The 12,773-nt window shown below is 40.0% G+C and carries 14 protein-coding genes; 4 read left to right on the forward strand and 10 right to left on the reverse strand.

Translation table 11 applies throughout. The annotated features are described in order from the left end of the window. Positions 1–8 precede the first annotated feature (8 nt). The 5 genes from FTU66_RS00945 to rubA form a co-directional block, all read right to left on the reverse strand. Positions 9–644, reverse strand: coding sequence for a LuxR C-terminal-related transcriptional regulator (locus tag FTU66_RS00945; protein WP_180112175.1), 636 nt, complete (start codon positions 642–644; stop codon positions 9–11). A gap of 363 nt (positions 645–1,007) precedes the next feature. Further along, on the reverse strand, positions 1,008–1,913 hold the full coding sequence (gene oxyR, locus FTU66_RS00950; protein ID WP_096900971.1) for a LysR family transcriptional regulator OxyR: 906 nt from the start codon (positions 1,911–1,913) through the stop codon (positions 1,008–1,010). A gap of 13 nt (positions 1,914–1,926) precedes the next feature. After that, positions 1,927–2,865, reverse strand: coding sequence for an alpha/beta fold hydrolase (locus FTU66_RS00955; RefSeq protein ID WP_154320942.1), 939 nt, complete (start codon positions 2,863–2,865; stop codon positions 1,927–1,929). A gap of 56 nt (positions 2,866–2,921) precedes the next feature. Beyond that, complete coding sequence (locus FTU66_RS00960; RefSeq protein ID WP_096900969.1) at positions 2,922–4,100, reverse strand: FAD-dependent oxidoreductase; 1,179 nt, start codon at positions 4,098–4,100, stop codon at positions 2,922–2,924. A gap of 72 nt (positions 4,101–4,172) precedes the next feature. After that, a complete protein-coding gene (rubA, locus tag FTU66_RS00965; RefSeq protein ID WP_004972007.1) occupies positions 4,173–4,337 on the reverse strand; it encodes a rubredoxin RubA in 165 nt (54 codons plus the stop codon). A gap of 484 nt (positions 4,338–4,821) precedes the next feature. On the opposite strand from rubA, the gene FTU66_RS00970 reads away from it, so the two are divergent. Beyond that, positions 4,822–5,364 carry an adenine phosphoribosyltransferase gene (locus FTU66_RS00970; protein WP_004972003.1) on the forward strand — a complete coding sequence of 181 codons (543 nt, stop codon included), beginning with the start codon at positions 4,822–4,824 and terminating at the stop codon, positions 5,362–5,364. Between the two features lie 110 nt (positions 5,365–5,474). Here FTU66_RS00970 and FTU66_RS00975 read toward each other — a convergent pair whose 3' ends face one another. Next, positions 5,475–5,981 carry a YqiA/YcfP family alpha/beta fold hydrolase gene (locus FTU66_RS00975; RefSeq protein WP_026438299.1) on the reverse strand — a complete coding sequence of 169 codons (507 nt, stop codon included), beginning with the start codon at positions 5,979–5,981 and terminating at the stop codon, positions 5,475–5,477. Between the two features lie 316 nt (positions 5,982–6,297). On the opposite strand from FTU66_RS00975, the gene lysS reads away from it, so the two are divergent. Next, positions 6,298–7,824, forward strand: coding sequence for a lysine--tRNA ligase (gene lysS, locus FTU66_RS00980; RefSeq protein ID WP_096900968.1), 1,527 nt, complete (start codon positions 6,298–6,300; stop codon positions 7,822–7,824). A gap of 73 nt (positions 7,825–7,897) precedes the next feature. Here lysS and FTU66_RS00985 read toward each other — a convergent pair whose 3' ends face one another. From FTU66_RS00985 to FTU66_RS00995, 3 genes are all read right to left on the reverse strand, one after another. Continuing rightward, entirely contained in the window at positions 7,898–8,179 is a 282-nt protein-coding gene (locus FTU66_RS00985) for a HigA family addiction module antitoxin (protein ID WP_004971994.1), read from the reverse strand. Beyond that, entirely contained in the window at positions 8,176–8,484 is a 309-nt protein-coding gene (locus tag FTU66_RS00990; RefSeq protein ID WP_180050456.1) for a type II toxin-antitoxin system RelE/ParE family toxin, read from the reverse strand. Before FTU66_RS00990 ends, FTU66_RS00985 begins: the two co-directional genes overlap by 4 nt. 126 nt (positions 8,485–8,610) lie before the next feature. Continuing rightward, positions 8,611–9,141, reverse strand: coding sequence for a hypothetical protein (locus FTU66_RS00995; protein ID WP_179996876.1), 531 nt, complete (start codon positions 9,139–9,141; stop codon positions 8,611–8,613). A gap of 354 nt (positions 9,142–9,495) precedes the next feature. On the opposite strand from FTU66_RS00995, the gene cysD reads away from it, so the two are divergent. Continuing rightward, positions 9,496–10,404 (forward strand): sulfate adenylyltransferase subunit CysD, encoded by a 909-nt coding sequence (cysD, locus tag FTU66_RS01000; RefSeq protein ID WP_026438300.1) that lies wholly within the window; start codon positions 9,496–9,498, stop codon positions 10,402–10,404. A 144-nt stretch (positions 10,405–10,548) separates the two neighbouring features. After that, entirely contained in the window at positions 10,549–12,165 is a 1,617-nt protein-coding gene (gene cysN / locus FTU66_RS01005; RefSeq protein ID WP_096900965.1) for a sulfate adenylyltransferase subunit CysN, read from the forward strand. 101 nt (positions 12,166–12,266) lie between these two features. Here the strand turns inward: cysN and FTU66_RS01010 are convergent, their stop codons facing one another. Next, a complete protein-coding gene (locus FTU66_RS01010) occupies positions 12,267–12,734 on the reverse strand; it encodes a GNAT family N-acetyltransferase (protein WP_179994663.1) in 468 nt (155 codons plus the stop codon). Positions 12,735–12,773: the final 39 nt, after the last annotated feature.

The raw sequence follows: 12,773 nt of genomic DNA on the forward strand, positions 1-12,773 counted from the left end.
TGATCAGCTTAAGAAAAACAGCACATCGCATCATCCGCATTCATAATTTTCCGATAAATACTTTTCACATAACCATGCACCAGTTGTTCCGAAGCATGCAAGTTGGCTGCGACTTGTTGTGAGGGCAAACCTTGTCCTGAAAGCGCCAATATTTCATGTTCAGTTTTAGAGAGTGCCAAAGAATGGCCATGTGCGACAATGGATTGTTCGCAGGCTAAAATTTCATTGGCCAAGTTGACATCTAGCGGTGAGCCACCACGTAAAATAGTGCGAATCTGGTTTTGCATGCCTGTAGCAGATTGGTCGCTAAAGACATAGGCTGAAATGCCTAAATGGATGGCTTGTAGCAATTGTTTGGGCATACTGGAAGGCAGCACTGCCACAATTAAGGTGTCTTTACGGAAATGTTTGAGATTTTGAATAAAATCAATTTGAGCTTTTGACCAAGACTGTAAATTGATAAATACCAAATTAGGTAAATGTTGCTGCACCATCAACACTGCATTTGCGAGCGATGAGCTACAAAGCAAAACCTCTTTAGGGTAGCCAAAATTTTGTAAAATGTGGCTTAAATTTTTTAGTGCTTCTACCTGATCATCAATCAGCAGAACAGGTACAGGTAAAATGAGATCTCTGTGAATCATGGCAATTACTCCTGTGCTGTTCTATAAATAATTTTGATAAATAGATTGTGCGTGATATTGCTGTAACTGAATATCCTTAAATATAGTGATTTTTATATAAAAATGGTAAATATAAGTAATTGTTGCTGAATATTTTTTTTGAAATGTGTTGAAAACGTGAGTAATGTAACTCGATACCGTTCTTTCGTTCAGTGGTAAGAGTGAATTGTTGAATTTGTGATGAATCTCACATTTTAAAACTTATTCATATTTATAAGTCACTTAAATCATAGTGAACTGCAAAAACAATACGCATTTTTGAACGAAAAATAAAAAAGGAGCCATGTTGGCTCCTTAATGAAATGTTGGATCGTGTGTCTAAATTTAGACTGCGTTTTGAGTGATTTTCTGTAAAATCTGCAGCAAAACGTCAAATTCACTTTGTAATGGCGTGCTTTTACGCGTCACTAAAGCCAAAGTACGGCTTGGTGCAGCCTCAATACTTTTGATCTGTAAATCTGGATTCGATTTGATCATGGCATTATGAATTGCAATTTCAGGCAATAGGGTAAAGCCTAAATTTGCAGACACCATTTCAACCAAGGTCGGCAAAGAGCTGGCTTTTAAACGATGATCGTTTTTGCGTTCACCAATCGGGCAAGCACTTAAAGTGTGATCACGTAAGCAATGACCTTCTTCAAGCAGCATTAAACGCGATAAATCCAAATCATCTAAAGAATTGGCCTGCGCCGATTTTTGATCGCCCTTGTGATAAACCAAGAACAAATCTTCTTTAGAAATTTCAGCCACTTTCAAACCACGCGTATCGAATGGCAGGGCTAACACCACCATATCTAAATTGCCGTGTTCCAGTTTTTCGACAATTTTTTCACTTTGCGCTTCGTGTAAATGCAATTGAATTTTAGGTAGCTGCTTATGCACTTCATCTAACAGTTGCGCCAAAATAAATGGGGCAATGGTTGGAATCACGCCTAAGTGTAAATCACCTGTGAGAGGCTCACTCATTTCACGGCTTAAACGCATTAAGTCCTGTGCATCTGCTAACAGAACACGGGCGCGTGCTACGACTTGTTCACCCAATGGGGTTAAACGTACATTCTGTCGATCACGTTCTACCAGTACGCCGCCAAGCAGGCGCTCCAGTTCCATGATACCGCCAGACAAAGTCGACTGAGTTACAAAAGAACGGCGAGCCGCTTCTGTAAAATGTAACGTTTCAGACAGTGTAACGAGGTATGACAGCTGTCTTAAAGATGGTAATGCAGCCATAGTGTCCTAATGATTATGATTTAAAGTGGTGAGCAAACAGTTCGCTAAGATGAGGAATAAAGTGTGGAGGAATATCATGCCCCATTCCTTTGATTAATTCAAACTTAGCGCCCGGAATCGCTTTCGCAACAGCCTTACCATGCCCTGGTGGGAGCAAACGATCTTGCGAACCATGTACCACAAGGGTAGGTTGCTGAATTTGTTTGTCCAGTTGTAGCAACGAGCCTGTACATAATATTGCTAAAAACTGTTGAAGTACACCCGCAGGGTAATAACTTCGCTGATATAATTTGCGTGCAGTTTGCATCGCTTCGAGTTGATTCACATAGCCTGGTGAGCCTATCACCTTAAAGAGTTTTAAACTATGATCAACAATGCCATTTTCATCTTGCGATTTTGGTCTTTCTAGCAAACTGAACAGTTGTTTCGGAAATGGTGGTGGTAAAAAAGGCTGGTTATTACTGGTAAATAATAAGCCTAAATTATTCACGCGATCTGCATATTTGGCAGCCAAAATTTGGGCAATCATGCCGCCCATAGAAGCACCAATCACCTCGGTCTTTTCAATGCCTAAGCGCTCTAATAGCAATGCAGCATCATCCGCCATATCAAATAAGTTATAAGGCGCACCGTGGTTTTGCAGACCTAAGCTAAAACGCCCCATCATTTTATAGGTGTTCAGACGTGGACCTTTGTGGCGAATTTTGGATGACAAACCAATATCGCGGTTGTCATAGCGAATGACACGATAGCCCTGATCAATCAGTGATTTACAAAAGAAATCGGGCCAGTACAACATTTGTGCGCCTAAACCCATAATCAGCAAAATAGGTGGATCTTCAGTTTTGCCGCCCACTTCGACATGCAGCTGAATTCCGTTGCCTAAATCGACTTTGGTTTCGTGCATAAATGCCGTATAGGGCGATGTGGTGAACTGAAGTGCACTATTCATGTTGTGATCCTCATGTCAGGCAAGGGCGAAATCAATCGCCCTTTATTGTTTTTATTTTATTCCGATACAGGCAATAAGTCTGGCACTAATTTGGTCAAACTCAAGCGTTGTTTGGCCGCTGTTGCGCCTAATAGGACAAAGCCACGTAAGGTATCGGTTTGGTCATAGGCTCTGGCAATCATGCCATCGTCAAATTCTTCGGTATGCCAGTTGACATCTACCCCTAGTGGCGCAGGTAAAACGGTCAGTGGTGCAGCAGGTGTTTTCACTGCAACAGGCATGGCAGGGTAGTGTACCTGAGTAGTTTCACCATTTAAGGTTTTGGCTAAGGCACGTGCTTGCTGCATGATTGGCATCACATACGGCAATAAAATACCATTCACTTCCGCACAGTCACCTACTGCATAGATATCAGCTTGGCTGGTTTCAAGTTGCGCATTGGTTAAGACCCCACGACTGGTTTCGATGCCTGCTGTTTTAGCCAAAGCAATGTTTGGTTGTAAACCAATGGCAGACAGTACCACATCGGCAATTAAAGACTGACCACTGGTAATGGTCACTAAATAGTCGTCATTTTTAATTTTCGAAACTTTTTCAACGGTTGTACCCAATACAAAATGGATACCCGTTTCTTCTAGGTTTTGTTTAAAAGCACTGGCTACATAATCCGGCAATAAACGACCTAGTGGTTGTGGTGCAAGGTCAATCACCGTGACTTGGTGTCCTGTTTGCTGCAAGTCATTGGCAAATTCACAACCAATTAAACCTGCACCTAAAATCACCACACGTTTGTCTTGACGTTGTTCAAGCTGTTGGCGAAATGCGGTGTAATCACTTAAATTATTTACCACATGAATGTCATCACTGCCATCGCCCGCAATGGCTAAACGTACAGGATTCGCACCCACTGCCAAAACCAATTTAGAATAAGGTTGTTGGCTGCTTACACCCTCTTTTTCTAATTCAAGTACATGCGCTTCTGCATCAATTGCTTTAACCCAAGTGTGGGTTTCAATACGCATATTGAGTTGGCTTGCCATTTTAGCTGCATCGCCCAATGCAATTTGAGCAGGGGCTTTATTGCCCGCCAATGCGTTAGATAAAGTTGGTTTGGCATAATTGGCAGCATCATCTGCACAAATCATGACTAACTCTTGTTCTGCATTTAGCTTACGAAACTCGCGTGCAACAGTATAACCTGCCATGCCTGAACCAATAATAACGATAGGATGCATAAGGTGTACTCCAAATGAGGGCATAGAAATTGGCGTTAAAAAAAGACCATCGGACATGGTCTTTTCGTGGTCTTAAACTTCAATCATTTCAAAATCAGCTTTTGAAACGCCGCAGTCTGGGCAAGTCCAGTCATCAGGAATATCTTCCCATAATGTACCTGCCACAATACCATCTTGAGGCCAGCCTTCTGCTTCGTCATAAATCCATCCACAAACGATGCATTGATACTTTTTCATTCAATTCTCCATAAACCGATCTTTAAATTTCCAGATCAGCAAAAAACTTATCTACGACTAGTTGTATGATATATCTATTTGATTAAATTTTTACGCAGTTATACGGCTAAAGTAAAGTAAATAAGCGATTTTAATCTGTGCTTTTATAGAATGAATAGCTGCATGGGACATAACCGCGCAGAAAAGACCTCTTTTGATATAGATACAGCATTGTAATGAGAGAATGGCTGCAGGAAAAATTACGTTTTTATGCGTTTAAATGCCATTTAAGACCTTGGTCGTACAGTAAAAGTCTTATATTTTTGCTATTTTATTATGGAATAAATATATATTAATATTTTTAAGTATATTAAAGTTTATATAAATCAAAACCTTGTAGTGTTTTGATGCGTGATTGATGGCAGTCTTGCCGATTCGATCACTAGCCTTATGTGAAAATAAACGGTAAAATTCAACCATTCTTTAGTCACATTTCTGATCTTCCATGAGCAATTTGTCTACTTTTTTGTGGTCGCATATTCGTACAGTTCCTCATTTTCCAAAACCAGGCGTAGATTTTTATGATTTAACGCCTTTGTTTATGAATAATTTGGATTCATTAACAGATGCTTTAATTGCCAGCATTCCTGCAGAAAAATTAGCTGAAGTTGAAAGCTTTATTGCAGTAGAAGCACGTGGTTTTGTATTGGCGAGCCTTTTGGCACAGCGTACAGGCAAAGGTTTGGTACTTGTGCGTAAAGCAGGTAAATTGCCACCACCAGTTGTGGGTGTGGGTTATAGCTTAGAATACGGTTTAGACCGTTTAGAAATGGCTGCCGATGTGCAAGCGCAAAAAGTCATTATTGTAGATGATGTATTGGCGACAGGTGGCACTTTAAAAGCAGTGAAACAATTGGCTGAAAAATGTAATCATCAAGTTTTAGGTGCAAGCATTTTCCTAGACTTACCAGATTTACACAAAAATTTAGGTTTAGATATTTGGTCCGTATTGGACAATAAATCTAAACCAGAACAAGCAGTGGCTTAATCCTTTTAAGTTATTGTAACTGCTGTAAAAAAGCCTGATCTCCATAGTTGTGATCAGGCTTTTTTAATGGGTGATGTTTAATTGATTATTTTTAATGGATAGCTTTGACTTTATTTGGCAAGATAAGCTTGTTCGATTTGCTGAATACAAGAATTAATATTTTCTGGATGCAATAAGCGATGATGCCCAGACTCAAAAGTAGAGGTCTGCATATAGTTTTCTAAAAATGCTTGCGCGGCATGCATATCCAAAATTTCATCGCCCAATTCTAAATAAGCCAATTGTGGAATATCGTGCTGCAAGTCATCATCTGAAATTGCAGGATAGTCATTGCGAAACGTGGGAGCTAAACTTGGATTTGCCACCACACACGGAATATGGTGCGACAAAGACATTTTGAGTGCCCAATAGCCGCCTAGACTATGTCCCACCAAAATTTCAGGCTTAATTTTTTGAATGATATTGTGATAAAAATCGGCAACAGTTTGATAATTTAAGTTGCGATAATCGACATTGATACAAAATTTTTGTTTTGCATCTATGGCATGGAATTTAGTCGACTCCCGCGAGGAATCTAATCCATGTAAAAACAAGACTTTTAAAGCACATGTATTCATTGTCAGATTCACAAAGTTAAACATCTTGAGTCAAACTGAGCCTAAAGATAAAGTGGATAGAAAATAAAATATTTAGACTGATACATAAGCAGGTTTAAAAACAGCAAAATACGGTCTTTTTCATCTATTTTCTGAACAATATTGTAGTGCGCTTAGCCTGAGAAAGAAGTTAGCTTTTGGTCTAAGTCTACAAAAAATCACAAAAGCAAGTGGCAATTTAAAAAATAAATTGCTCGAGTCAGAGAAGGCATACGAAATCGTGTCTAAATCTGCTATTCTATTGAACTTCTTTTTTTAGTAATTATTCGAGGCAGAGATGACGCAACATAACGCTCAATCGACTTCTGAACCCACTATTTCCGAAAACGATTTAATTGCGCAGCGTCATGCCAAGTTAAAGCAAATTCAAGAACAAGCGCAGGCGAAGGGAACTAGCCCTTGGCCAAATACGTTTAAGCGTGAAAACTACGCAGAAGATTTGCAGGCACAATTCGCAGAAGTTTCTAAAGAAGAAATTGAAGCAGGCGAAAAAGTGTATGTGTCTGTAGCAGGTCGTGTGATGTTGAACCGCGGTTCATTCATCGTAATTCAAGACATGACAGGTCGTATTCAGTTGTATGTGGCGCGTAAAGAACTTAGTGCTGAAACATTAGAGACGATCAAGAGCCTAGATTTGGGCGATATTATCGCAGTGAAAGGCTATATTGGTCGTTCAGGCAAAGGCGATTTATATGTTCATATTCAACATTTTGAATTGTTGACCAAATCTTTACGTCCATTACCAGACAAATATCATGGTTTAAGCGATACCGAAGCGAAATATCGTAAGCGTTATTTAGACTTAATCGTAAATGAAGACACCCGTAAAACCTTTGAAATTCGTGCCAAAGTGGTTTCGGGTATTCGTGCATTTTTAACTGAACAGCGTTTTATGGAAGTTGAAACGCCAATGATGCATGTGATTCCTGGCGGTGCATCGGCACGTCCATTTGAAACGCATCATAATGCTTTAGATATGCCGTTATTCTTGCGTATTGCGCCTGAATTATATTTAAAGCGTTTAGTGGTTGGCGGTTTTGAACGTGTGTTTGAAATTAACCGTAACTTCCGTAATGAAGGGGTGTCTACACGTCATAACCCTGAATTTACCATGATCGAATTCTACCAAGCTTATGCCGACTATAAAGATTTGATGGCATTGACTGAGCAAATGCTAGAAAAACTGGCTTTGGATATTTTGGGTACTACCGATGTGCCGTATGGCGATGAAGTGTATAGCTTCAAAGGCCCATTCAAGAAAATTTCTATGTTTGATGCCATTCTTGAGCATAATCCACAATTCACGCCAGAAAATGTTAATGACCGTGATTTCTTGGCTAAATTTGTGCAGGAAGAATTGAAAGAACAGGTGAAGCCTGGTTTTGGTTTGGGCAAACTACAAACCATCGTGTTTGAAGAAACCGTAGAAACTCAATTACGTCAGCCGACTTTCATTACAGAATATCCTGCAGAAACGTCGCCTTTGGCACGTCGTAATGACGATAACCCACACATTACTGACCGTTTTGAGTTCTTTATTGGTGGTCGTGAATTGGCGAATGGTTTCTCAGAATTAAATGACCCGATTGACCAAGCTGAGCGTTTCCAAGCACAGGTTGCAGAAAAAGACGCAGGCGATGATGAAGCGATGCATTACGATGCAGACTTTGTTGAAGCTTTGGAATACGGCTTACCACCAACTGCAGGTGAGGGCATCGGGATTGACCGTTTGGTAATGTTGTTTGCCAACGCTGCGAGTATCCGTGATGTGATTTTATTCCCACACATGCGTCATAAAAACTAAGTTTTAGCGCATCGTTGACGACATAAAAAACAACCTGCAGAAATGCAGGTTGTTTTTTTGTTGTAACTTAAAGTTAAACACTTGCCACCAATTTTTTGATCATAGGTCGCTGGCGTTGACTGGCAAGCCATAAATCATGCTGCATTTGTAAATTCAACCAAAACTCTGGTGAGGTTTCTAAGGCTTCACTCAAACGAATCGCCATATCTGCAGAAATTCCAGTATGACCATTCAAAATGCGAGATAGGTTTGCACGTGTCACTCCAAGTGCTTGAGCCACTTCAGTCACAGAAGTTTCACCAATATATTCGCGCAACATTTCGCCCGGATGAGGTGCATTAAACATCATATTCATCTTTGTACTCCTGCGCTAGAAGCTATGTGATAATCCAAATAATCTACAATGTAGACATCACCATCTTCAAATTTAAAAATTACACGCCAATTACCATTTACTGTTAGTGACCATTGATCTTGTAGATTTCCACTCAATTTATGTAAACGCCAATTGGGTGGAGTTCGCAAATCATTCACCGTAGATGCAGCATGTAGTGCTGCAAGTATTAAACGTAATTTTGTAGAATACGCTGCTTGAATACCTGCTGTTGAACCAGTTTGGAAAAAAGCCTGAAGACCTTTATGTTTAAAACTCTTAATCAAGCCTTAGTATCCAAGTGTATTGTGTATATGTACAGTATACGATAATTTCGAGTTTAATCAATCAACCAGTTTTGGCGGGGTTTAAGTGCATCTTGCGTAATCCGCAGAAACTTAAAGTGATGATGCTTATAACAACGCCGTTTGAATCCGTACTTTCATCTCTAAAGCTTGCTGCAAAATATGCGCTTTCATCCAAGTTACTTGTGTACCCATGGGGTTGGTTTTAATAGCAGTGTTTAAGAAATCCAGTTTTTCTTGAGAAAATAATTGCGTTTTAATCGCTTGATGCAGTTCTGCCGTGGTTGCATTTAAAGGCACATCTACCAAATAAAAACCTTTAGGATAATTATAAAATGCATACATTAAGTTAAAGGCTTTTTGTTCGGCCTTTAAATTGCCCGCACCAATTTCATAGCTGCGGTCTTGATTGCTATGCGTCACGCCTATTAAAAAGGAGAGTTGTTGATCACGGCAACGCAAACCAAATTGCAGCCCAATCTGATCTGCACTGAGTTCATGTTGCACAAAAACATTCAGCATTGAAGCATCATCGTTTAAAGGCTCTTGTAGGACGAGTAGCTCAGGGCTGTGCTGATACAAAAAACCAGCCAGCTGCGCCTGTTCAAGTTTGGATTTGATCTGTTCAATCTGTGGCATGGGAGCATCTTAAAAATAAAAAAATATGTTTTTACTTTAAGCATTTTTTGTTCATGCTTGAAGCACTGAATTAGATGAATAATCTATGAAGTTATTCAAAAATGAGCAGCTTGTAAGCGCGATTTGTATGTATCAAACGTAGCGAGAATGACGTTAAATTTCAATATATGATGGAATAAACTATTGATTAAATAAAACTTATACTGCTTATTGGTTTTCTTTTATATGAGCTTTTTGCATATAAATATAATAAAACAAGCAATAGTCTGCATAACTAAGTCACTATAATGAAAATCAAATTCTATCTGTGTTATTCGTACACAAGTTTAAGTACATCTGGTGTGATCAATGTCAATAAATCAGGAAAGACTTACTCATCTTAAACAGCTTGAAGCTGAGAGTATTCATATTATCCGTGAAGTTGCAGCCGAGTTTGAAAATCCAGTCATGTTGTATTCGATTGGTAAAGATTCAGCGGTAATGTTGCATTTGGCTTTAAAAGCATTCTATCCAGCGAAACTGCCATTTCCACTGTTACATGTGGATACAGGCTGGAAATTCAAAGACATGATCACTTTCCGTGACAACATGGCAAAACAGCACGGTTTTGACTTGATTGTTCATCAAAATAAAGAAGGGGTAGATGCCAACATTAACCCATTCGATCATGGCAGTTCTAAATATACCGACATCATGAAAACCCAAGGCTTAAAACAAGCTTTAGATAAATACGGTTTTGATGCGGCATTTGGTGGCGCGCGTCGTGATGAGGAAAAATCACGTGCCAAAGAACGTGTTTATTCTTTCCGTGATGCAAAACATCGTTGGGACCCGAAAAATCAGCGTCCTGAATTGTGGAATTTGTATAATGGCAAGGTCAATAAAGGCGAAAGTATTCGTGTGTTCCCATTGTCTAACTGGACTGAATTGGATATTTGGCAATACATTTACCTCGAAAGTATTCCATTAGTACCGTTGTATTTGGCTGCAGAACGTCCTGTCGTTGAGCGTAGCGGCACTTTAATTATGGTCGATGACGAACGCATGCCGTTGCTAGAAGGTGAAGTTCCACAAATGAAATCGGTACGCTTCCGTACTTTAGGTTGTTATCCACTTACGGGTGCAGTCGAATCAGAAGCGAATACCTTGCCTGAAATTATTCAGGAAATGTTATTGGCAACCAGTTCAGAGCGTCAGGGTCGTATGATTGACCACGATGAAGCTGGCTCGATGGAAAAGAAAAAGCAAGAAGGTTACTTCTAATCTCTCCTGAAAAATCTCCCCAAACCCCTCTTTATAAAGAGGGACTTATAAAAAGCGGAGCAAAGCCTCCCTTTATAAAAGGGAGATTTAGAGGGATTAAAGATTAAAAAACCGATTTCTAAAAAATATGTGGAGCTTTGAGCAATGTCTCATCAATCGAATTTAATTAGCCAAGATATTTTGGCGTATTTAAAACAGCACGAAAACAAAGATCTACTGCGCTTTTTAACTTGCGGTAACGTAGACGATGGTAAATCGACATTAATTGGTCGTTTGTTGTATGACTCAAAATTGATTTATGAAGATCAATTACAAGCCGTGACTCGTGACTCGAAAAAAGTCGGCACTACGGGCGATGCACCTGATTTAGCTTTATTGGTCGATGGTTTGCAAGCCGAGCGTGAGCAGGGCATTACCATTGATGTGGCTTATCGTTATTTTTCTACTGAAAAGCGTAAGTTCATCATTGCCGATACACCTGGGCATGAGCAATATACACGTAACATGGCAACAGGTGCATCGACTTGTGACTTGGCGATTATTTTGATTGATGCGCGTTATGGCGTACAAACTCAGACCCGTCGTCATACTTTTATTTCTAGTTTATTGGGCATTAACAATATTGTGGTTGCCATCAATAAAATGGATTTGGTGGATTATTCAGAAGCACGATTTAACGAAATTCAGACGGAATATGCGAACTTTGTGAATCAACTGGGTGATCGTAAACCATCGAATATTATTTTCACGCCAATTTCTGCCTTAAATGGCGATAACGTGGTGAACAAGTCTGAGCATACCCCTTGGTACACAGGCGATACTTTAATGGGAACATTGGAGTCGGTAGAAATTAACCGTAACTCGGCTCAAAATGATTTCCGTTTCCCTGTGCAGTATGTCAACCGTCCAAACCTTGACTTCCGTGGTTTCTGCGGCACGATTGCTTTGGGCGATATTCATGTGGGTGACCGCATTGTGGCATTGCCATCGGGTAAAAGCTCGACAGTAAAAGAGATTGTGACTTTTGATGGCAATCTTGAACATGCAATTGCAGGTCAAGCAGTTACCCTAACACTGAACGATGAAATTGATATTTCACGTGGTAATGTGTTGGTGCGTGAAGATCAAGTGCGTCCTGAAATTTCACGTGCTGTAAATGCCACTGTGGTGTGGATGGCTGATCAGCCACTATCTATTGGCAAGCTGTATAACTTAAAAGTGGGTACACAAACTGTGCCTGCAAAAGTCACAGCCATTCATTACCGTACCAATGTGAATACTTTGGAACAGGTGCAGGTTGAACAGCTTGAACTGAATGCAATTGCCAATGTCACCATCGAATTTGATGCGCCTGTGGTATTTGACCGTTATCAAGACAGTCGTTATACGGGTTCGTTTATTTTCATTGATCGTTTAAATAACGTGACCATTGGCGCAGGTATGGTTGAAGCTTGCGTAGAATGGACTGCACACAGTACACCTGTAACAGCCGAAGACCGTGCTGCACGTTTGGGTCAAAAACCTGCAGCGGTATGTGTACCAAGCCAAGCACTTGAACAGGCACAAGCACTTGAAAGCTTGCTGATTCAGCAGGGTATTGTTGCCATTGCCAAAGCAGGTTTAGATGCTGCGCAGGTTGCATTACTCCGCGAAACGGGCATTGTGGTCATTAGTGATGTAAACAGTGGTGCAGATGCAGAGTTGACTGCGACAGCTACAGAAGAACTGGCAGAAAAAATTATTGCCCTAGTTCGCTTATAAAATTAGATTCGTTTATAAAATCGAATCCACATCCCCAAAAAACCGCTTTCACCTGAAAGCGGTTTTTTTATGTGCGTTCACTATATTGGAAAGTTTGTTTTTTAAGTGTGCTCTAAGGGTTCGCCATTGAGATGTTTGAGCATGGGTGTGAAGTGCCCATAGCTAATTTTTTGAGGTTGTATTTCAAAGCCATTTTTTTCATAAAAACTTAAAGCAGTCTGTGTGCTAAATACACTCATGTGCGATACATTTTTGCACTTTAAATCGCTTATTGCTTCAAATAACAAGGCTTGACCAATACCGCGTTGTTGTACTTCGGGGGCAATGGCATGTTGTAAAATTTGCCCGCGATCACTCATCATAATAAAGCCAACCACCACATGCTGTAAGACATAGACCCAACAATTGTTGTAATGCAGCAGCATTAAAATATTTTCATAGCTTTTATTTTCTAGCCATGCCTGAATTTTGGCTTCATTGCGTTGATGATCTTGAATACAAGAGCGAATACTGGCGTGTAATACCGCAACCAAATTGGCGACATCTTGAATTTGTGCAGCTCTAATCATCTAGGCTTAGGGTGATAGATAAAAACAAGGCTCTATTGG

It is taken from the genome of Acinetobacter sp. YH12131 (assembly GCF_013418635.1).
In the GTDB taxonomy this organism is placed as follows: domain Bacteria; phylum Pseudomonadota; class Gammaproteobacteria; order Pseudomonadales; family Moraxellaceae; genus Acinetobacter; species Acinetobacter towneri.

What these genes read in the sequence shown, in the direction of transcription:
- FTU66_RS00945 (WP_180112175.1), bottom strand. Translation starts at nt 644, where the DNA reads ATGATTCACAGAGATCTCATTTTACCTGTACCTGTTCTGCTGATTGAT.
- oxyR (WP_096900971.1), bottom strand. Translation starts at nt 1,913, where the DNA reads ATGGCTGCATTACCATCTTTAAGACAGCTGTCATACCTCGTTACACTG.
- FTU66_RS00955 (WP_154320942.1), bottom strand. Translation starts at nt 2,865, where the DNA reads ATGAATAGTGCACTTCAGTTCACCACATCGCCCTATACGGCATTTATG.
- FTU66_RS00960 (WP_096900969.1), bottom strand. Translation starts at nt 4,100, where the DNA reads ATGCATCCTATCGTTATTATTGGTTCAGGCATGGCAGGTTATACTGTT.
- rubA (WP_004972007.1), bottom strand. Translation starts at nt 4,337, where the DNA reads ATGAAAAAGTATCAATGCATCGTTTGTGGATGGATTTATGACGAAGCA.
- FTU66_RS00970 (WP_004972003.1), top strand. Translation starts at nt 4,822, where the DNA reads ATGAGCAATTTGTCTACTTTTTTGTGGTCGCATATTCGTACAGTTCCT.
- FTU66_RS00975 (WP_026438299.1), bottom strand. Translation starts at nt 5,981, where the DNA reads ATGAATACATGTGCTTTAAAAGTCTTGTTTTTACATGGATTAGATTCC.
- lysS (WP_096900968.1), top strand. Translation starts at nt 6,298, where the DNA reads ATGACGCAACATAACGCTCAATCGACTTCTGAACCCACTATTTCCGAA.
- FTU66_RS00985 (WP_004971994.1), bottom strand. Translation starts at nt 8,179, where the DNA reads ATGAATATGATGTTTAATGCACCTCATCCGGGCGAAATGTTGCGCGAA.
- FTU66_RS00995 (WP_179996876.1), bottom strand. Translation starts at nt 9,141, where the DNA reads ATGCCACAGATTGAACAGATCAAATCCAAACTTGAACAGGCGCAGCTG.
- cysN (WP_096900965.1), top strand. Translation starts at nt 10,549, where the DNA reads ATGTCTCATCAATCGAATTTAATTAGCCAAGATATTTTGGCGTATTTA.
- FTU66_RS01010 (WP_179994663.1), bottom strand. Translation starts at nt 12,734, where the DNA reads ATGATTAGAGCTGCACAAATTCAAGATGTCGCCAATTTGGTTGCGGTA.